The following is an 18,621-nucleotide window of genomic DNA, read 5'->3' as shown; positions in this document are numbered from 1 at the left end:
CTATCCCCGTGAAGCCTGTGACATGAACTCGTCCACTGGCCAGCGTGCTGCCGAGACCGACTCGGCCGAGCGAATCGACCTGTCGTCGATCCTCTCGGAACATGGCCGCTGGTTGCGGACGGTACTGGCGGCGCGGGGCGTCGAGCGGGATGCGCTCGACGAGGTCCTGCAAGAAGTCGCTGCAGCGGCATGTCGCGGAGCGGAGCAATTGAACGATCGCGAGCGAATGGGCCCGTGGCTCTACCGCATCGCGGTCGTGCAAACCTTACAGTATCGCCGACGTGCGGGTCGGCGACGGCGACTCGTCGAGCGCTACGCCGGCAGCGGCGTAGCGCGAGACGAAGCCGTCGACCACGACCCGCTCGCCTGGTTACTTGCGGAGGAGACGCAACAACTGGTGCGGCAAGCGATCGCTCGTTTGTCGCCGCGCGACGCGGAGCTGCTCCTCCTCAAATATACGGAAGACTGGAGTTATCGCGATCTGGCTGAAAAGTTGGGCATGTCGGTGAGCGCCGTTGAGGCGCGACTCCATCGAGCCCGCGGTCGGATGCGATCGGCGCTAGCGAGCCTGGCGCCGGAAGTAGCCGAAACAGCAAGGTAGTCATGTTCGGGTGCCACTGGCGTGTCGCCAGTGCCTTCCTTGCCTGGAGGACCATGCAACCAGCCTAACGAGGGTTTGAATAACTCCTTCAGGCTGGCCGAGCCCGAGTCGCGATCGATCAATTGTTTAACTTGCAAAGCACTTCGCACTGGCGGCACGCCAGTGGCACCCCGACGTAAAACCATGAACCTTTCCGACGAACAACGCGACGCGATGCTGATCGATCGGTTGGTCGACGGCGAGCTGTCGAACGATGAGCGGCGGCAATTGCTCGCGACGCTCGAAGCCCAGCCTGACGGCTGGCGACGTTGTGCGTTGGCCTTCGTCGAAGCACAAGCATGGCGAGGCGCGATGGGGAGTCTCGTGCGGGAGACCCCCATCGTCGCTGAGCCTAAGACGCTCGCTGCCTCTACAGTCGAGGCAGCGGGAGTGAGCGAAGCGGCTCGCAAAGAGTCATCGCGATCGTCGCTGGCGACTTGGCTGGCCGTGGCGGCGTCAGTGGTCGTCGCGTTCGGCGTGGGACGGCAAACGGGCGTGATGCGGTCGGCGAATCACACGGCCAATCAGCAAATCGCGTCGTCGCCTGCCGCGATACCAAATAGCAAAACAAGCGAGCCGCGGATCGAGCGCACCGCGCCCGGCGATGCGGTGACGCTCGTGGTGAACGATCGCCACGGTGTGCCGCAGCGAATTGAAGTGCCGCTGGTGGAAGGCCGGCAGTTGGGGCGGGCGTTCGGCAACGTGCCGCACTGGTCGTCGCCGGAGTTGGATCGTCGGCTCGACGAGCAAGGGCTCGATCTCGAGGCCCATCGCCGCTACGCACCGATTTACTTCGAACAAGAGAACAAGGTTGTCCCGATGGTCGTACCGGTAGACGACGCCATCGTGCGGCCGGTGAATCGGCCGGTGTATTGAGAAGAGTGATCGGTGATCAGTGATCGGGAATCGCAGCTCAGTTTCTTACATCACTACCACCACTAACAACAGCCGGCGGGGCCGGCGAAGGGACGTGCAACTCGGAGAGAACCGCTAGACGCTCGCCTCAATGCAAGACTTGGGGTTAACACAACGAGTCGAGCGTCGAAATGGGTCATCCTGCCCTCTGCGTTGCAACGTCCTTTCGCCCGCTTCGTTGGAAGCAAGTTCGCGACTTCAGCTCCCGGCTTCGCCCGGGGGTAGCATCGCCCGTGCGGGGACGATTGGTGCTGGACACCGACCCCCGGGCGGAGCCTGGGGCTGAAGCGCGGACGTTCGTTGCATCGCACAAGCGTTGTGTTTTATTGAGGAGCGTTATCATGAAAATTCAAAAATGGAAAAGCTTGTGGGGATCGCTCGCGATTGCCTTCCCCGCGGTTGCAATCGTTGTTGCCCTCACACCGTCGGCCGTTCATGCCGAAGAAGAAGTTGAAGTTAGCGAAGGCCGCATCGTCGAGCTCTCGCCCAATCGCGGTGACCGTCCCGCCGTCGTCGAAGAGGGCGTCGAACAAGAAGCCGAAGTCGCGGCGCCAAAGTATTGGATCGGCCTGCAAGGTCGGCCGATCGACAACCGCATTCTGCGGACGCAGCTGCAACTGGCGGCTGATGTGGGCGTGGCGATTGAATCGGTCATGCCCGACAGCCCCGCCGAGAAGGCTGGCCTGCGGCAAGACGACATCTTGGTGTCGGTGAACGGCGAACCGCTCGCTGATCTCGCCTACCTGCAAAGCGTCATTGCCGAGAAGCATGACAAGCCAGTCGAACTGAAGATCATCCGTCTCGCCAAAGAAGAGACGATCGAAGTGACGCCTGAAGAGATTCCGGCCGAAGTGCTGGAACGGCTCGCCGTCCAACAGCGGCAGCAACGCAACCCGATGGGGATGATGCAGGGGGGGAACTTCGACCCGCAGGCCCTGATGGAGCAACTCCGTCAGCAAGGGGGCCAGGGCGGCATGCGAATGATCAACCCCGGCATGATCTTCGGCGGCCAGCCTGGCGCCCAGGTGCCTAACGGCGTCTCGGTGAACGTCACCCGCAACGGCGACGGCGAGGCGACCGTGAATGTCCAACGCGGCGACGAATCGTGGACTGTCGAAGCGGGCGATGAAGAGGCGCTCGCTAAGCTGCCGGAAGATATTCGGCCGTTTGTCGACCAAGTTCTCAGCGGCGGCGGCAACGCCTTCGGCGGCATCCCGGGGTTTAATCCACAGGATCTGCCGGGCATGCCGGGCGACTTGCGGCAGTTCGACGCCGGCGGTAACGGCGAAGGGCTCAATCGCATGAACCAACGGATGCTCGAACGGATGGAGCGGATGGAGCAGCGGATTCGCGAACTCCAGGAAGAACAACGCTCGGCCCCGCCTGCTCAACCGCAGGCCGAGGAAGATCCGAGCGCTTGATTTTTGAGGGAACCGATGGGATTAATTTCGTAGTCCCGCGGGTCAGTACCTCCGCGTGCTTCGACCAGGCTCAGCGATGGTCCTGGTCGAAGCTTTTTGAAACATCCAACTAGCTTGGCCGTCGGCGTGCGTGCGGGATTCACACAGCTTCCGCGCGGACGAAAACGTCCCCTCCCAGTTCCGACGGCCAAGCGACCACGGCCGCGGCTCGACTTCGAGCCGCGGCCGTTGGCGTTTTTATTCGGCAGTTCTGGCCGTTGGCGGAATGTTTGGGAGCTAAGCGGCCGCAATGCTAGACTTGTAGGGAGCGGCGCATTCTCGACGCCGTCTGATCGGGCAATAAACGTATCGAGCTTGCTGCGATGAAGAGCTGGGAAGATTGCGATGCGGTAGAGCAGGTCGCCGGGCGAGTCAGCGGCGCCTGGGTATTCCGCGGTACGCGCATCCCGGTCGCGGCCCTCTTTGAGAACTTGCAGGGCGGGGCGACGATCGACGAGTTTCTCGAATGGTTTCCGGGAGTGTCGCGTCAGCAAGTTGTCTCGCTGCTCGACCACGAGACGGTCGCCGCGAAGCAGGCCCTCGCTACATGAGGATTCTCTTCGACCAGGGAACGCCTGTTCCGCTTCGGCATGCGCTGCCGGAGCATCAAATCGAAACGGCCTTTGAGCGCGGCTGGTCGACGCTCCAAAACGGCGATCTTCTGAATGCCGCTGAGCAGGAAGGTTTCGACCTGCTGATCACGACCGACCAAAGCTTGAAGTATCAGCAGAATCTTCCCGCGCGGAAGATTGCGATCGTGGTGATCAAGTCAGCCAACTGGCGACTCATTCAAACTCGCTTGGATGCTGTACGCGAGGCCTGCCAAGCAATCAGCGCCGGCGGCTACGTCGAAGTCGAGATTTGATGCAGCGGCTGCTGCGAGCGCCGCAGCTGCCCGCACGCGGCGTCGATGCGGTCGCCTTTGCGGTGACGGAATTTTACGCGCACGCCTCCCTCTTCCAGAATCGCGCGGAATGTTTGCCGCCGCTCAGCGGTTGGCGTGCCGTACGGCAGGCCGGCGACCGGGTTGTAAGGGATGACGTTCAGGAGCGCCTCGCGGCCCTGCAAAATGCGGGCGAGTTGGCGAGCATGCTCGGGGGCGTCGTTGAGGTCCGCGAGCAGCACGTACTCGTAGGTGATCCGCCGGCCCGAGACGTCGAAGTAGCGGTCGGCCGCCTGCATGATCGGGTCGAGGCCGATGTTTTTGTTCACCGGGACGAGTTGATTGCGAAGCTCGTCGTTCGGGGCGTGGAGCGAAATGGCGAGCCGGTAGTTTTGCTCGTGACGCGCGAGCCGATCGATCGCCGGCGGTAGGCCGACGGTGGAGATCGTGATGCGCCGAGCGCTGATTCCTAGGCCATCCTCGCGGTGGGCCTCGGCGAGCGCGACCAGCAAACGATCGAGATTGGCGAGCGGCTCGCCCATGCCCATGACGACGATATGGCTCAGCCGTTCATCCGGCGACAGCAATCGCTGGAGCAGGAGGATTTGCTCGACGATCTCGCCGGCGGTGAGATTACGGTCGACGCCGTCGAGCCCGCTAGCGCAGAAGACGCAGCCCATGCCGCAGCCGACCTGCGTGCTGATGCAAATCGTGCGGCGGGTCGTATCGCGGAGCAGCACGCACTCGATCTGGCCGCCGTCGGCGAGGCTCAGCAGCAGCTTCTCGGTGCCGTCGTCGGCCTGGGTGTGCTTGGTGACTTCGGTGGTCCACAGCTGAAACCGCTCGGCGAGGTCGGCACGCACCGCCTTCGGCAGGTCGGTCATCGCCTCCCAATCGCCGGCCCGCTTCTCGAAGAGCCACTTCCGCACCTGCGCGACGCGATAGCGCGGCACCTTCGCCTCGGCGGCCCATTCAGCCAGCGAAGCGTCGACGCTATTGAGCAGGTGTGGTTTTGCTTGATCGGACATGATCTATCGTTCAGGGATTGAACCGCCAAGGACGCCAACTGCGCCAAGGAAATACGGCTGATTAAATACTAACCACGACGGCACGACGGACACGACGAAAAAAAACGGTTGGTGAGGAATCAGCTTGGAGTTGCCTCCAACCGCCTTGTATTTACCGTCGTGATCGTAGTGTCGTCGTGGTTATCCCCGCATTTCCTTGGCGGTTATCTTTCTCTCCCCGAACCTACCGAGAGTTCGACAAAATCGCCGGCAGCCAGGTGCAGAGGTAGTAGGCCCGGGGGGCGGTGAGGTCGAGGACGCCGGCTAGGTCGAGGCTGCTGCGTTGCGGCAGCAACTGGCTGTCGGCGCCGAGTAGAGCCCCCAGGGCCGACGGCGGCGACTCGTACTCAACGCAGCGAACGCTCGCCGTGTCTTTGCCCGCCAGCTTGGCGGCCCGTTCGATGGCGGCTTCCATGAAGCCAATCTGATCGATCAGCCCCAGTTCTTGCGCTTGTTCCGCGGTGAAGATCTGTCCGGTCGTCGCCTTCTTGAGATCGGCTTCGTTCCCCTTCAGCTTCGGCCGGCCTGATTCGACGATCGCCTTGAAGCGAGCGAAGCTCTGATCGACCAGCCCCTGCAGCAGCTTCCGTTCTTCCGCCCGCTCTTCAGGCGACAGCTCGCGAGTCGGGCTCCCCATTAACTTGTATTTGTGGCTGGCGACCGAGTCGTCCTTTACCTTCCAGGTGCTGAGCAGCTCCGACACGTCGTAGTGCGGGATCACCACGCCGATCGAACCGGTCCAAGTCGATGGCTCCGCGTAAATAATGTCGTCCTGCGTTTTCTGATCGCTACCGGCCATCGCCAGGTAGTAGCCGCCGCTGGCGCAAATGCTCCCCATACTGACGACCATCGGGATCTCGCGATCCTTCACCAGCTCCTTCAGCTCGTGGTAGAGGTAGTCGCTCGCCGTGACGGTACCGCCGGGCGAATCGACCCGCAGGACAATCCCCTTCACGTCGTTGTCTTCGCGAACGCGGTCGATCTGTTTCTTTACAAACCCGTCAGGATCGAGAATCGTTCCCTCGACGCGGATGATGGCGATCTTGTCGGTCGCTTCCTTGCTGAGCGAGTGGTACTTCTCCTGCGGCGCGTCGGCGGGGCTGAAGTAGCGTTGGTAGCTAGCATTCTGGCCGATGATGATCATCACGCAGATGCCGAGCACGATCAGCAGCAACTTGCCGTACCGGCCGAAGGCGGAGGGGGCCTGTTGTTGGATGATGACTTGCGACGGGGGCGAGCCGGGGGCGGGGGTAACGGTCGACATGCGAAGAACTCCTGTCCGCAGGGAGGCGGCGGGTCGGCGGTGGGGAATCCACCATTCTACTGCGATGGCGGCGAGGCGACATAGTGCGAGATCGCCGGGCCCACACGCACTGTGCGAGCGATCGGCGCCGCTCCAACGGCGCCAGCTGCCGGTGTTGCCTCGACTTGGCCGAAACCGCTACAGTACGGCATATCTTGCCCGAATTAGCCGCCAGGCTGTGAAGTTACCGCGAGGAGTGCCAGCGTGTTTGTTGCCGCGTCATCGGATTGCTTTCCCGATTTGCCCAAGGATGAGGTGTTGCCGACGCTGGTCGACCTCGAGTTCACCGCCGTCGAATTGCCCATCCGCAACGACTCCCGCTCTTGGATCACCCCGGCCGAAGTCGCCAAAAGTCCGGAGAAGGCGGTCGATGCCTTTCGCGACACCCATCGGCTGACGATCGCCGCCCTCACCGTCGAACCGACCGGCGTGAAGGACGAGTACTACGGCCAGTTCAGCGCCTGTTGCAAGCTGGCCAAGGCGCTGAAGGTCGTGCCGCTGGTGGTCCCCGCGGCCGAACTTGGCACGCCGTTCAACGAAGAGATCGAGCGCCTTCGCGAGCTGGTGAAGATCGCGTCGCTCGAAGGTTGCCTCGTCGCCATGCGGACCGAAATCGGCTGCATGACCGAAGACCCCGACACCGCCGCGGTGCTCTGCAACAACGTGAAGGGCCTCGGCCTGTCGCTCGACCCGAGCCACTACATCGCTGGCCCGCGGCAGGGACGCGATTTCTCGAAGGTAATTCCTTACGTTTACAACGTCCATCTCCGCGACTCGACGAAGAGTGCGCTGCATGTGCGCGTGGGGCAGGGCGAGGTCGATTACGGCAAGCTGCTGGGGCAGCTCGAGAAGATCGGCTACAGCCGGGCGCTGACGATCGACATGCCGCCGCTGGAAGGGCACGAGCATCGGCCCGAAATGCGGAAGATTCGCTTGCTGCTCGACAGCTTGCTGTAATTCGTCTGTGGGAGGGATCTCCGATCCCGAGGCGATTTGCCAGCGGGCGACCGCTGTGTGGTGGGGAGCGCTATCGGCGTCGGAGACGCCTCCCACAACGCGAGCGGTGCAATTCGGTCGATGGTCGCACGAACGGTCTAGCCGGCGCATTCGGTTTTCTCGGCAGTTGCTGCGCCCGGCGGGCGCCAGCGACGTACAATTTTGCCGTGCTAAAACCCCCCGCTCGCTGACTGGAAAAACCAGAAGCCGGCGGACTCCGTAGAGGGTCCGTCGGCTTTTTTCGTGGACGCGATCAACCCGCAGGCTACCCAGCCCGATGACTCATCTTCCTAGCGGCAAGCTTGCCGAACTGGTGCGTAAACTCGATGCCCTCGGCCCGGCGCCGACCTTGGTCGATCTCGCCGAGGCGATGGCGACGACAGGGCTGACGATGGAAGACGTGGCGGAGTTCGTCCGCCCCAACTCGCGAATGTACAACCGCGCGCTCGTCGCGCTCCGCGAGCAGTACGAACTGCTTGTGATGACGTGGCTGCCGGGCCAAACGAGCGTGCCGCACGATCATGCCGGTTCGATTTGCGTGATGCAGGTGCTGCAAGGCGCGGCGACCGAAGGTTCGTTCCAAGTGGCGGCCGATGGGTACGTCGACGTCGATTACGAAACGATCGTACCCGCCGGGGAAATCACTGCCGGGCAAGACGCCGGCGTCCACACGGTGCTCAACCCGGCGACGAGTCGCGAGACGCTCGTTACGGTGCACGCCTACGCCCCGCCGTTGCGAGATTTCCGCCGCTTCATCCAACGGCCGCAAACGCCCACGGCCCCGCAAGCCCCGCAGCGAGACGACACGCCGACGGTGGTCGTGGTCGGCGGCGGGTTTAGCGGTTCGATGACCGCTGCCCAGGTGCTGCGCAGCGCGGCTGCCGCCGGGCAGAAGCTGCGAGTCGTCGTCGTCGAGCGTCGCGGCGCCGTTGGCGAAGGGGTCGCCTACGGCACGCGCGAGACGCACCACTTGCTCAACGTGCCGGCTGGCAAGATGAGCGCCTGGCCCGATCGGCCGGACGACTTTGTGAACTGGGCCCGCACGCGCGACGCGAAAATTCGCGGCGACGAATTCCTGCCGCGCCGCTGGTACGGCGAGTACGTTCGCGAGACGCTGCTCAATACGGCGCAAGAACTCGGCGCCGCCGCGGAGCTGTCCGTTCGCTTCGACGAAGTTCGCCGCGTTGCTCGTCGACCAAGCGGCGGTTGGCTCGTGCATCTCGCTCACGGCACGACGATTTGCGCCGACGCCGTGGTGCTCGCCATCGGGCATCGCCCGCCGTCCGATCCGATCGGCGTCCGTTGGAGCGGACCGCGGACGCGGTTGATTGCCGATCCGTGGCGGCCGTTCGCGCTCAACGTCGTCGAGCCAGACGAACCGGTCGTCGTCATCGGCGCCGGGCTTACCGCGGTCGACGCGGTGTTGTCGCTCGCCCATCCGAAGCGGCAGGCGCCGATCACGATTTTGTCGCGGCGCGGGTTGCTGCCGCAGTCGCACGCGGCCGCGCCGCAGCCGCCGGTTGATCTCAAGGCATTGGTAACGGAGCTGTCGGCCAAGCCGGGCGGCATTCGCGCTGTTGAACTAAGCCGCCGGCTCCATCGCCTCGCGCGAGAAGTCGTCGCGAAGAAGGGGGACTGGCGCACCGTCGTCGATGGCGTCCGTCCGCACACCGCCGCGATTTGGGGAGCGATGTCGGCCCAGCAGCGGCAGCGATTCCTGGTCCGGCTGCGGCCCTACTGGGAAGTCCACCGCCATCGGATGGCCCTCTCGATTGGCGCCCAGTTCGGCGAGCTGCGCGACTGCGATTGGGTCGACGTCGTGGCGGGACGAATCGTCTCGGCTCAGTCGGATGGCGCCACGGTGCGGCTGGCGATCGCCGAGCGCGGCAGCAACTGCCTGAAGGAACTCGACGCTGCCTGGGTGATCAACTGCACCGGACCGGCGCCCTCGAACAGCGCCGCGGCGAACCCGGCCATCGGCTCGCTGCTGGTCGACGGCTGGCTCCAGCCCGATGAGCTCGGCCTCGGCCTGCAGACGACGCCGCATGGCAACGCGATCGGCGAGAATGGCCGCGAGACGGCCGACCTGTTCGTCGTCGGCACGCTGCGTAAGCCGCAATATTGGGAAAGCACGGCCGTGCCCGAGCTGCGGGGCCAAGCGGCCGCCGTCGCCGAACGGACGGTCGCCCTGGTAAAAGAACGCCGCGCCGGCAGCTGGCAGGTCTAATCGCTGCCGGTTCCCGGCGAAACTTTCGGGCAGCTTTCGGGTATCATCAAATAGCCGGCAAACACCCCGAAAAAGCGTCCACCCCGACCAACAGCGAGCCGCGGGGTTTATCCCCGCGGTCTTCAGCCCCTTGGCCATCAGCGACTCCACCGCCGAGCGGTACACCGCGCACGACCCCGACGTGCGCCTGATGCTGCGCGTGCGCGAAGACGACGCCGAGGCGTTCGAGGAGTTGATGCTCCGCTACCAAAATCGCGTCGTCTCGCTGCTGGCCCACATCACGGGTCGCCGCGACATGGCGGAGGATTTGGCGCAAGACGTCTTCCTGCGGATCTACCGCGCCCGCAAACGATACATCCCCGGTTCCAAATTTTCGACCTGGCTATTCACGATCGTCCACAACGTCGCCGCGAACGCTCAGCGGACGCTGTCGCGGCGGAAGGAAGTTCACCTCGCCGGCAGCAGCGCGAGCGACACCGGGGCCAACGCCCTCGACGCCGCCGCGGTCGCCCAGAGCGGGCAGATGCCGACCCGCCAACTCGACAAGCTGGAACTACGCGACGCCGTGAACGTCGCCGTCGCCTCGCTCAACGAACGGCAACGCGAAGCGGTGCTGCTCAACAAATTCGAACACCTCAGCTACGAAGAAATCGCCGAAGTGATGGAGATGACCCCCTCGGCGGTGAAGTCGTTGCTAACCCGCGCTCGGGCGAACTTGCGCGATGTGCTGGAACCGTATTTGCAACAAGGAACGAAGGTTGAATAGATGTGTCAGTTGTCCGTGGTCAGTTGTCAGTTGCGAAATACGTGGGATTCTGAACTCTGCGACAGCAGCAACTGACCACTGACCACTGACCACTGACCGCGGACGTCAACCATACCATCTCGTAACTAATGCCTTCGCCTTCAAACGACAACCTGCAGCGTCTCGAAGAGATCGTCGCCTATCTTGATGGCGAACTTTCTCCCGAAGAGAGTGCGCGCGTTGAGCAGCGGTTGGCGTCGGATGAATCGTATCGCCGGCAGCTGCAGGGAATTGAGCAGGCTTGGACGGCGCTCGACGCGTTGCCGCAGGAATACGTCGACGACCGCTTCTCGCGGACGACGATGGAATTGGCGGTGAAGGCCGCCGCGACCGAGGTGCTGGAGCGGACGATGGCGCTGCCGGTGGTGCAGCGTCGGCGTCGGCTGTCGTCGATTCTCGCGGCCGTGGCCGCCGCGGCGCTCGCATTCCTCGTATTTCGTTTGGCGTGGCAAAGCACGGACCGCGCGCTGCTCGCCGATTTGCCGCTCGTCGACAACGTCGACGTCTACACGCAGTTTGATTCGCCCGAGTTCCTCCGCTCGCTGCGGAATGAATTCGGCGGCGACTTCCACGAATTCGGCTGTGCCGCCGGCAAAGCCTCGGAGCGGACGGAACGTTTTCAAACCGTATCGCTCACCGATGGCCGCGACGATTGGCTCGCCAAGCTCGACGACGAAGAACGGGCGCAGTTGCGCGCCAAGTTCAATCGCTTCCACCAGCTTCCGGTCGAAGAACAACAGCGGATTCGCAAGCTGCATAACGAGATTGCCACAGCCGACGACGCCGCTCAACTGCAGCAGGCGATGCTCGTCTACGCCGATTGGGTCGGCGGCTTGCCGCCCGCGCGGCAGTACGAACTCCGCACCATGCAGCCCAGCGACCGCGTTCACACGATCGATCGCTGGCTCGACGAGATGCGCGACGACGCGCTGCTGACGCTCACCGACGAAGAGCTCCATCGATTCGTGCGAAAGATTCGCGAGCCGCTCGACAAGCTGGAACTCGAAGCGTTCGAGTCGAACAATGGTCGCGGTCGAGGGCGAGTACCGTTTAACCCCTACGCAATGCTCCGCCGCGTCGCCTTCGCGATGGCCGAGTCGGAGGAATTTCAGGAGGCGGCGCTGAAAGCGTTGCCAGAGCGGACGCACCAAGCGTTCAAGTCGCTTGAACCGCCGCAGAGAGTTGAACGAATTGGGACCTGGTTGCGGCAGAGCGAGTCGCTGCAAGGCGAGGTCTCGCAAGAGGCGCTCGAAAGCTTCTTCGCCGACGAAAAGAATCTCGACGCCGAGACGCGGGCGAAGCTGCTGAGCTTGCCTCCCGGCGAGATGGAGCAGGCGCTGCGGCGGTTGTATCGTTCGCAGCCTGGGCGTGGCTTCGGCAAGCCGTGGGCGTGGGATGGGCCGAAGCAAGACGGCCGACGCGGGCCCGGGGGCCCTGGCGGTCCCGAAGGGCGCGATGGACGCGGCGGGTTTGGGCACGGAGCTCCCATGGGCCCCAACGGCGGTCCAGGCGGACCGGGCGGTCGTGGAGGCCACTGGGAGGGCGGCCCTGGTCGCCCCGAAGGCGGTCCCGGCGGGCCACCGCCGCACGAACGGATGGGCCCCGGCGATCGCGGCGGGCGTGGCCAATTCCCAGGGCCTGGACCGGAGTTTGAAGGCGAGCACCGCGGCCGGCCAGAATTCGGCCCGCCGCCGGGCGACGAACCGGAGCCGCCGCGTCCTGACGATGGCGACGACGAAGAACGGTAACTTACCCCTGCCGCGCTAGCAGGCCTGCGGCGAACCCCAGCAGGTCGTCGCGCTCGCGGCAGATTGCCGCGTAGCGTTCCCAATCGCCGCTCGCTCGCGCGAGTTCCAGCAAAGTAGGCGCGTGCGGCGAAAGCTCACGACCCGCCGGCGCTAGTTCTTCGAATGCCGCAAGCGCATCGTCCGCACGCCCCAGCCGCAGCAGCAAAATCAAAAACGTTTCCACCGCCGCCGTACTTCGCGGATCATCCCCTTCGGCCCGCGCCTTCTCGCCGAAGAACTCGACCGCCGGATCGACTTCGCGGCCGAGCAGTGCGCCGAACCAACGCCGATGGGCGGCGAACAGTTCTTCAAACGGCGACTCGCCGGGGTACTGCAGGTCGGCCGGCAGCCGTGAGCCGTAGTCGGCGATTTCGAACGCCTTCGTCACGAGCGCGGGATCGGTGAGCACGCGCGCGTAGCGGACGGTGCTTTGCAGGTGCGAGATATCGAGATGGTAGTTGCCGCCGGAGAGCAACTCAGGATTTTGATTGATCAACTGCTCGATCGTGAGCGTGTTCGGCGGCGCCGAGCCTTTCAGCTTGTTGTAGTGCCCGCGGAGGTTGCCGTGCAGCTCGCGGTACACATGCCGCAGCAGCACGCCGGCGCACGCGCGAATGTCGGCGGCGTCGAGCTGCTGGCTCATGCCGTCGAGCGTCGTGATCGAATTGCACGTGCCGTTGCGACCGAGCAGCCAAGCGTAGCCTCGTTCAGGGTCGATCCCTTCGAACAGCGCGAGCTCGATCAGTTCGTCCGCCCGTTCGTCATCAAGTACGACGCCAGCGAGTCGTTGGCGGATGGAAAACTTGTCGCCTGCCGGGCGGAGATACATCCACGCTTCGCGCAGCCGGCCTGCTTCGAGGAGCAGTTCGCCCACTTCGCGGCACGCGGCGAGATAGCCCGCCTCGACCTGCGAGCGGAGCGGCTCTTCGACGTCGTCGATCGGCGTACGGCGATCAAGCGGCAAGCCATGGCGATGGCGTTCTTGCAGCAGCCGCAGATCGAACAGCCGGTGGAACTCGCCCACGGCGACTAGCGATTGCGCGACCTCGCGAAACATCTCGCCCGGATCGCCCGCGAGATTGGCCAGGTCGTCGTATTTCATGATCGCGGTCATCGTTGAGTTCCTCCTCGTTCCCACGCTCCGCGTGGGAATGTTATTTCCGCCGCTCTGCGGCAGTCTTCAATCATTCTAACCGGATTGCTCGGCGAGAGGGTCGCGACGCAGAGCGTCGGGGAGGGCGTTCCCACGCGGAGCGTGGGAACGAGAGGCGATTGCCAACAAAAAAACCGGCCCGAAGCTGGGCTTCGGGCCGGTTCGCGTTGCGTTCAATTCACCGTCAGGGCGACTACAGCGAATAGCCTTCGCGGTAGGTCGGCTTGACGATCGCCATCAGGCTCGGATCGTCCGGCGTGATCGTCGCGGCGTCCCACTTCACCGGCTCGCCCTTCCAGACGGCCAGGTTGCCGAGCAGAATCGTCTCGGTCAGCGGGCCGGCGTAGTCGACGAAGTTCGAGATCGCCTTCTTGTTCTTCGGATCGTGGATCGCTTCGTAGAACTCTTGGACGTGGCCGAGTTCCGGCGCTCCGGGCGGCTTCGGGTAGTCGACTTCGAGCCACTCCAGGCCGTCGCTAATCTGGATGCCCCCTTCGGCGTAATCGCCGGCGGCGTACATCGTGCCCTTGTCGCCGACGACGAGGCAACCGCTGGTCGACAGTGACTTCGCCTTGCCGTCTTCTCCCTTGAGGAAGTCGGAGTAGAGTTCTTCCGGCGGCAGGTTGGTGCCGTCGTACCAGTAGAAGGTGAACGGCGCGCGACCGTCGAGCTCAGGGAAGTCGAACTTGATCTTCGACTTGGCCGGGTAGCTGTCGTGATCGTGGCCCGAGGTCTCGGCGACGACGGCCGTCGGGTCGCGCATGTTGAGGCCCATGAACGGCAGGTTGCAGGTGTGGCACGCCATATCGCCGAGGGCGCCGGTGCCGAAGTCCCACCAGCCGCGCCACTTGAAGGTGTGGTAGCCGTCGGCGTAAGGACGCATCGGCGCCGGGCCGATCCAGGCTTCCCAATCGAGTTCCGCCGGCACGGGCTTCTCCGGACCGCGGGCTTCGCCTTGCGGCCACACCGGACGGTTCGTCCAAACGTGAACTTCCTTCACCTTGCCGACCTGGCCGTTGCGAAGCTGGTAAGCAGCCTTCCGCATCGGCTCGTAGGCGGTGTACTGGTTGCCCATTTGGGTGACGACGCCCGCTTCCTTGGCGAGCTTCTGGATCTCGCGAGCTTCCCAAATCGACTTCGTGAGCGGCTTTTGGCCGTAGCAATGCTTGCCCATCTTGAGGGCCTTGGCCAAGATCACCGCGTGCGTGTGATCGGGCGTGCTCACCGTGACGACGTCGATCTGATCGCCGAGCTTGTCGAGCATCTCGCGATAGTCGGTGAACTTGTTGTCGGTCTTGTTGAAGCGAGCGGACAGATCAAGGAACTTGCGATCGACGTCGCAGACGGCGTGGATCTTGCCGAACTTCGAGGCGTTCTCGACGTCCGAACGTCCCTTGCCGTTGACGCCGCAGCAGGCGATCTGCAGTTGCTCGTTGGCCGCGGCGCTGGCCTTCAGCGGAACGCCGCCGGCGACCCAATAGCCGGCGCCGGCTGCACCGGCCGCAGCCGAATAACGCATGAAGTCGCGACGCGAAGCTTGCCGTTTCTGTGGTTGCATTTTTGAATGCCCCTGGGAGAGATAGTGCGCTGGTGGGAGCACGCTCGATGCGAGTCGACCAACCGGCGTGGAATGCGCGCGGTCGTAACGATCGCCAGAGCCGCCGTTACAAAACGAAGGTCACGGTTCGCGCCGTGGGGTGCGCGCCACGGTCAGAGAGTTGACCGGCGCCGGTGCGAATCTTGAATTTAACTGAGGGAAAGCAGGCTGGCAACGCGCGGGGCAGGACGGGGCGTACGGTAAGCGGTTCTGAATTTGCCGAAAGACGTACGGAGATTGCCCATGGCCGCGAGTAACAGCGATTCTTGCCGAGGTTCGCGGGGGTGCGCGACGCATGCGATGGAAACGTCGACGCAAAATAACGACGCCGCGCTAGGATTTGCGCAGTTGTGGGAATCGCATCTCGCTCGTGCGTTTGCATGTCTCGCGCTGTGCAGGTTCCATCCCGCCACGCCTATGTCGCTGCGAGATTCGTCCCGCGTTCGCGGCGGAGGCGCCGCGGCTCAATGGACGTTGCGGTTGTTTGTCGTCGCTGTCGTTGCGAACGAACGCATCCCGCAGCGAGTTGTCGCCTCGCAATCAGGCAGGCTAGACTAACTGTTTCACTTGAGGGCTAGTCGACGCATTCCCCCAGATGCATCGTGGCGGCCGATCTGAATATTCAACTGCGTGGGAGAATCTCGCCGTGTCTCGCTTTGCATCGCGTCGTTCGCTATCCGGTCTGTTTCGTCACGCGTGCGCGCTCGCCTTGGTGGCGGTGATCGGCTGCGTCGCCGCCGTCGCGTCGGCCGCTTCGGTTGAAGAGCGGGTTGCGGAGCTGCTCGGCAAGGTTCAGAAGAACCCCGCCGGCGAGATCGTGATGATCGATCTCGAAAATCGCCCCGCCACCCCGGCCGACGTCGCCGAGATCGGCAAGCTGCCGAAGCTCGAAACCCTCACGCTGTGGGGTTCGCAAATCGACGATGCGACGCTCGACTCGCTCGCCGGGCTGTCGACGCTCAAGACGCTCACGCTCCGCAATACCTCGGTTACCAACGCGGGCTTGCCGAAGCTCAAGCCGCTTAAGGCGCTTCGTTCGCTGAACGTCCATCGTTCGGCGCAGCTCACCAACGAAGGGATGGCGTCGATCGCCGAGATGCCCGAGCTGACCCACCTGATGCTCCCCTACACGAAAGTCACTGACGATGGCGTCGCGGCGCTCGCTCCGCTGAAGAAGCTCCGCTTGCTCGACGTCCGCGGCTGCACGCTCTCGGACGTTGGCTGCAAAGACATTGGCGCCATGTCGACGCTCGCCGCGGTGAAGTTCCGCAGCCCGTCGATTACCGACGCCGGCGTTGCGGAACTCGGCAAGCTGAAGAAGCTCAAGGGGCTCTACCTCGAAGACGCCAAGCTGAGCGACGACGGCATGGTCCACCTCGCCGATTTGACCGACCTCGACGACGTCAGCCTGATGCGGACGACGATTACCGATTACGGCACCGAGCATCTCAAGAACCTCAAGAAGATGCGGCAGCTCGTTCTCCGCGGCACGTGGATCGGCGACGACACGCTGCAGTACCTCGCCGGCATGCCGGAACTGTTCAAGCTCGATCTGAGCGAAACGGGCGTCGAAGGCCCCGGCCTCGCGCACCTCGCCGAGCTGCCGAAGCTGAACTACCTCGACCTGTGGGCGACCCGCGTCAACGACGACGCGATGGATCACATCGCGAAGATGGAAGCTCTCGAGTTCCTCAATCTCGACAACACGTCGGTGAGCGACGCCGGGCTGAAGAAGCTGACCGGCCTGAAGAAGCTGAAGACGCTGCAAGTTTCGCAAACGCCGGTGACCGATGCGGGCGTCGCGGAACTGAAGGCGGCGCTGCCGAACGTGAAGATTGTGCGGTAACGAGCCTCTAGCGAACTACCTCGCATCGTCTTTCTGAACTTCAGGCTCCCTCCCCCTTGAGGGGAGGGCGGGGGGAGGGGGTAGAACCTTGGTACCCGCTTCAGGCACCCCTCCCTAACCCTCCCCTTCGAGGGGAGGGGACGAACGCGCACGCGGGCGCTGCGCTTCAAGTCGAGGGGCTAGATCGTGTTAAACGAAAACCGATAAAACCTCACCTGCTTCACGACGCGCCGGCCGAGCGCCGAGTTGATCACCTCGGCAATCGCGTTCCGCAGGGCGGTCAACTTCGCCTCTTCAAACATCGGCGGAGTCATCGCGCGCACTTCGACAAGCATCTTCGACCGCAGTTCGGCGCCGCGCATCCGCAAGGCGTCGTCGATCGCTTGCCGATCGCCGCGCGTCACCTGCCCGAAGACATGGAAATCGACGACGTTGTCCGTCGCGACGCCCAGCTTGTGGGGCAGCGTGATCCGGTAGGTTCCTAAATCAACCTCTTCGGTCTGGATCAGTTCGCGTGATTCCTGCCTCGCTTTCATCAAGATCGCCGTGTCGTAGCACCCCCCCAGCGGGACCGATGCGAGCGCGAGCGCGACCAGACGGCGGCAGCGTTCGGCGCTGCGGGAATTGGGCTGCTGCGATGGATCCACGCGAACTCTCCTCGGCGCAATCGGTGCGATCGCTACGGCTGTAGCGGGGCGGCGGACAGCGGCCGGAAACGGCGTCCAGACGCTGCAGGACAAGTGTAGTGCGCCGGCGCGAGGCGGCTTCGTGACGTAGGCTTTCGTTGTAACGATTGTTCCGGCTCGACGCCGGCCGCTCCGCCGTTCTCCGATCGCCTTGCTATGCCGTTCGTCGCCGCTCGTTCCATCTCGCTGATCGCCGTCGCGTTGTCGGCGGCCGCGCTCGGCTGTAGCAAGCCCGAGGGGCCGAAGCTCGTCGACTATCTCGAAGAGATCGAGTTCGACGTGCCGCTGGAGACGGCGTCGTACGTGTCGCTCGGCAAGTACGACATTCCGATTGCCGCGACGCAAGATCCGACGGACGCCTCGCCGGAGATCGCGCCGGACGAAGCGTTTTGGATCCGGCTGCAATTCGAACTCGCGGCTGAAACGAGCCCCGAGAGCCAACCTGCCGTCGCCGCCGCCGTCGAGGCCCATCGCGGCGCGTTGAGCGACGCGGTCATCTCGATCGTGAGAACCAGCTCGGTCGACGAACTTGCCGATCCGAAGCTTTCCGCCGTGAAGGCTCGCATGGCCGACGTTGCCCGACCTTTGATTGGCGCACAACTCGTGCGTCAATTCGTGCTGAACGAATTCGACGCCGACGCGCTGGCGAACACTGAAGAAACTCCGCATGCCGAGGAAGCTGCCAGTGGCCACCACTAACATCACTTGGTCTCGCGAACTCCCGTCGCTAGCCGCTACCTTCCAGGGCGGCGGGCTAAGCGACCGCACGCGCATGGCGCTGCGGGCGTTGTTTTTCTTTGCGCTGCTCGCGTTTCTGCAATGCCCGGCGTTCGCGTCAGGCGGCGGAGGCCATGGCGAAGCCGCCGGCGGTCATGGCGCCGAACCCGCGCCGCTGCCGCCGCACGATCCGAAGTTGCCGCGGGCGATCGACCTCGGCTCGTTCGACCTCCGCAACTTCCGACCAACGCACAACGAGATCGCGAGCCTGAAGTTTGCCGTGCACGTCGTGCTCCCGCCGGGAACGACCGACGACACGGTCCGTGAGTTCGAACACTGGAAGCGCCGTCTGCGCGATCAGGCGATTACGGCGATCCGTTCGGCGACGACCGACGATCTTGCCGATCCGAAGCTGGAGCGGGTTCACCGCTTGCTCTACCTGCGGTTGAAGCGCGTGCCGACGCCGCAGGGGATCAGCGACGTGTATGTCACCGACTTTGCGATGTCGAGCGGCTGACCGCTCATCGTTGGCAATGGCT

18 protein-coding genes are annotated in these 18,621 nt (G+C 63.9%); 13 read left to right on the top strand and 5 right to left on the bottom strand.

Annotation, left to right across the window (positions count from 1 at the left end; all coding sequences use genetic code 11):
- Positions 1-22 precede the first annotated feature (22 nt).
- The 5 genes from PLANPX_RS25805 (at position 23) to PLANPX_RS25785 (ending at position 3,880) form a co-directional block, all read left to right on the top strand.
- On the top strand, positions 23-601 hold the full coding sequence (locus tag PLANPX_RS25805) for an RNA polymerase sigma factor (RefSeq protein ID WP_152101503.1): 579 nt from the start codon (positions 23-25) through the stop codon (positions 599-601).
- 183 nt (positions 602-784) lie between these two features.
- The gene (locus tag PLANPX_RS25800; RefSeq protein WP_152101502.1) at positions 785-1,516 is read left to right on the top strand and encodes a hypothetical protein; all 732 of its coding nucleotides are present in this window, start codon (positions 785-787) and stop codon (positions 1,514-1,516) included.
- A 380-nt stretch (positions 1,517-1,896) separates the two neighbouring features.
- A complete protein-coding gene (locus PLANPX_RS25795) occupies positions 1,897-2,976 on the top strand; it encodes a PDZ domain-containing protein (RefSeq protein ID WP_172992340.1) in 1,080 nt (359 codons plus the stop codon).
- Between the two features lie 362 nt (positions 2,977-3,338).
- Positions 3,339-3,566 (top strand): DUF433 domain-containing protein, encoded by a 228-nt coding sequence (locus tag PLANPX_RS25790; RefSeq protein WP_152101500.1) that lies wholly within the window; start codon positions 3,339-3,341, stop codon positions 3,564-3,566.
- A complete protein-coding gene (locus PLANPX_RS25785) occupies positions 3,563-3,880 on the top strand; it encodes a hypothetical protein (protein WP_152101499.1) in 318 nt (105 codons plus the stop codon). Before PLANPX_RS25790 ends, PLANPX_RS25785 begins: the two co-directional genes overlap by 4 nt.
- Here the strand turns inward: PLANPX_RS25785 and rlmN are convergent.
- Positions 3,859-4,926, bottom strand: coding sequence for a 23S rRNA (adenine(2503)-C(2))-methyltransferase RlmN (gene rlmN / locus PLANPX_RS25780; RefSeq protein WP_152101498.1), 1,068 nt, complete (start codon positions 4,924-4,926; stop codon positions 3,859-3,861). The two genes, PLANPX_RS25785 and rlmN, sit on opposite strands and share 22 nt — an antisense overlap.
- A 223-nt stretch (positions 4,927-5,149) precedes the next feature.
- Positions 5,150-6,229 carry a signal peptide peptidase SppA gene (gene sppA, locus PLANPX_RS25775; RefSeq protein ID WP_152101497.1) on the bottom strand — a complete coding sequence of 360 codons (1,080 nt, stop codon included), beginning with the start codon at positions 6,227-6,229 and terminating at the stop codon, positions 5,150-5,152.
- 243 nt (positions 6,230-6,472) lie between these two features.
- On the opposite strand from sppA, the gene PLANPX_RS25770 reads away from it, so the two are divergent.
- From PLANPX_RS25770 to PLANPX_RS25755, 4 genes are all read left to right on the top strand, one after another.
- The gene (locus PLANPX_RS25770) at positions 6,473-7,225 is read left to right on the top strand and encodes a sugar phosphate isomerase/epimerase family protein (protein WP_232536248.1); all 753 of its coding nucleotides are present in this window, start codon (positions 6,473-6,475) and stop codon (positions 7,223-7,225) included.
- 316 nt (positions 7,226-7,541) lie between these two features.
- Positions 7,542-9,491, top strand: a complete 1,950-nt coding sequence (locus PLANPX_RS25765; protein WP_152101496.1) for an FAD/NAD(P)-binding protein — start codon at positions 7,542-7,544, stop codon at positions 9,489-9,491.
- A gap of 130 nt (positions 9,492-9,621) precedes the next feature.
- Complete coding sequence (locus tag PLANPX_RS25760; protein ID WP_152101495.1) at positions 9,622-10,257, top strand: RNA polymerase sigma factor; 636 nt, start codon at positions 9,622-9,624, stop codon at positions 10,255-10,257.
- Between the two features lie 128 nt (positions 10,258-10,385).
- A complete protein-coding gene (locus PLANPX_RS25755) occupies positions 10,386-12,044 on the top strand; it encodes an anti-sigma factor family protein (RefSeq protein ID WP_152101494.1) in 1,659 nt (552 codons plus the stop codon).
- A 1-nt stretch (position 12,045) separates the two neighbouring features.
- Here PLANPX_RS25755 and PLANPX_RS25750 read toward each other — a convergent pair whose 3' ends face one another.
- Both PLANPX_RS25750 and PLANPX_RS25745 read right to left on the bottom strand, forming a co-directional pair.
- Positions 12,046-13,197, bottom strand: a complete 1,152-nt coding sequence (locus PLANPX_RS25750; RefSeq protein ID WP_152101493.1) for a hypothetical protein — start codon at positions 13,195-13,197, stop codon at positions 12,046-12,048.
- A 232-nt stretch (positions 13,198-13,429) separates the two neighbouring features.
- Positions 13,430-14,794: a Gfo/Idh/MocA family protein gene (locus tag PLANPX_RS25745; protein ID WP_152101492.1), complete on the bottom strand. Its 1,365-nt coding sequence runs from the start codon at positions 14,792-14,794 to the stop codon at positions 13,430-13,432.
- A gap of 282 nt (positions 14,795-15,076) precedes the next feature.
- On the opposite strand from PLANPX_RS25745, the gene PLANPX_RS28190 reads away from it, so the two are divergent.
- Together PLANPX_RS28190 and PLANPX_RS25740 are read left to right on the top strand one after the other, a co-directional pair.
- Positions 15,077-15,391 (top strand): hypothetical protein, encoded by a 315-nt coding sequence (locus PLANPX_RS28190; protein ID WP_232536247.1) that lies wholly within the window; start codon positions 15,077-15,079, stop codon positions 15,389-15,391.
- Positions 15,392-15,479: 88 nt separating this feature from the next.
- On the top strand, positions 15,480-16,679 hold the full coding sequence (locus PLANPX_RS25740; RefSeq protein ID WP_172992339.1) for a leucine-rich repeat domain-containing protein: 1,200 nt from the start codon (positions 15,480-15,482) through the stop codon (positions 16,677-16,679).
- Between the two features lie 179 nt (positions 16,680-16,858).
- Here PLANPX_RS25740 and PLANPX_RS25735 read toward each other — a convergent pair whose 3' ends face one another.
- Positions 16,859-17,326, bottom strand: coding sequence for a hypothetical protein (locus PLANPX_RS25735; RefSeq protein WP_152101490.1), 468 nt, complete (start codon positions 17,324-17,326; stop codon positions 16,859-16,861).
- A 195-nt stretch (positions 17,327-17,521) separates the two neighbouring features.
- Between PLANPX_RS25735 and PLANPX_RS25730 the strand changes: the two genes are divergently transcribed.
- Both PLANPX_RS25730 and PLANPX_RS25725 read left to right on the top strand, forming a co-directional pair.
- Positions 17,522-18,064: a hypothetical protein gene (locus PLANPX_RS25730; protein WP_152101489.1), complete on the top strand. Its 543-nt coding sequence runs from the start codon at positions 17,522-17,524 to the stop codon at positions 18,062-18,064.
- Positions 18,051-18,599 (top strand): flagellar basal body-associated FliL family protein, encoded by a 549-nt coding sequence (locus PLANPX_RS25725; protein ID WP_152101488.1) that lies wholly within the window; start codon positions 18,051-18,053, stop codon positions 18,597-18,599. Before PLANPX_RS25730 ends, PLANPX_RS25725 begins: the two co-directional genes overlap by 14 nt.
- Positions 18,600-18,621: the final 22 nt, after the last annotated feature.

It is taken from the genome of Lacipirellula parvula (assembly GCF_009177095.1).
GTDB lineage: Bacteria > Planctomycetota > Planctomycetia > Pirellulales > Lacipirellulaceae > Lacipirellula > Lacipirellula parvula.
Note: the sequence above shows the minus strand (reverse complement) of the source record. Positions and strands in the feature narration are given on the sequence as shown.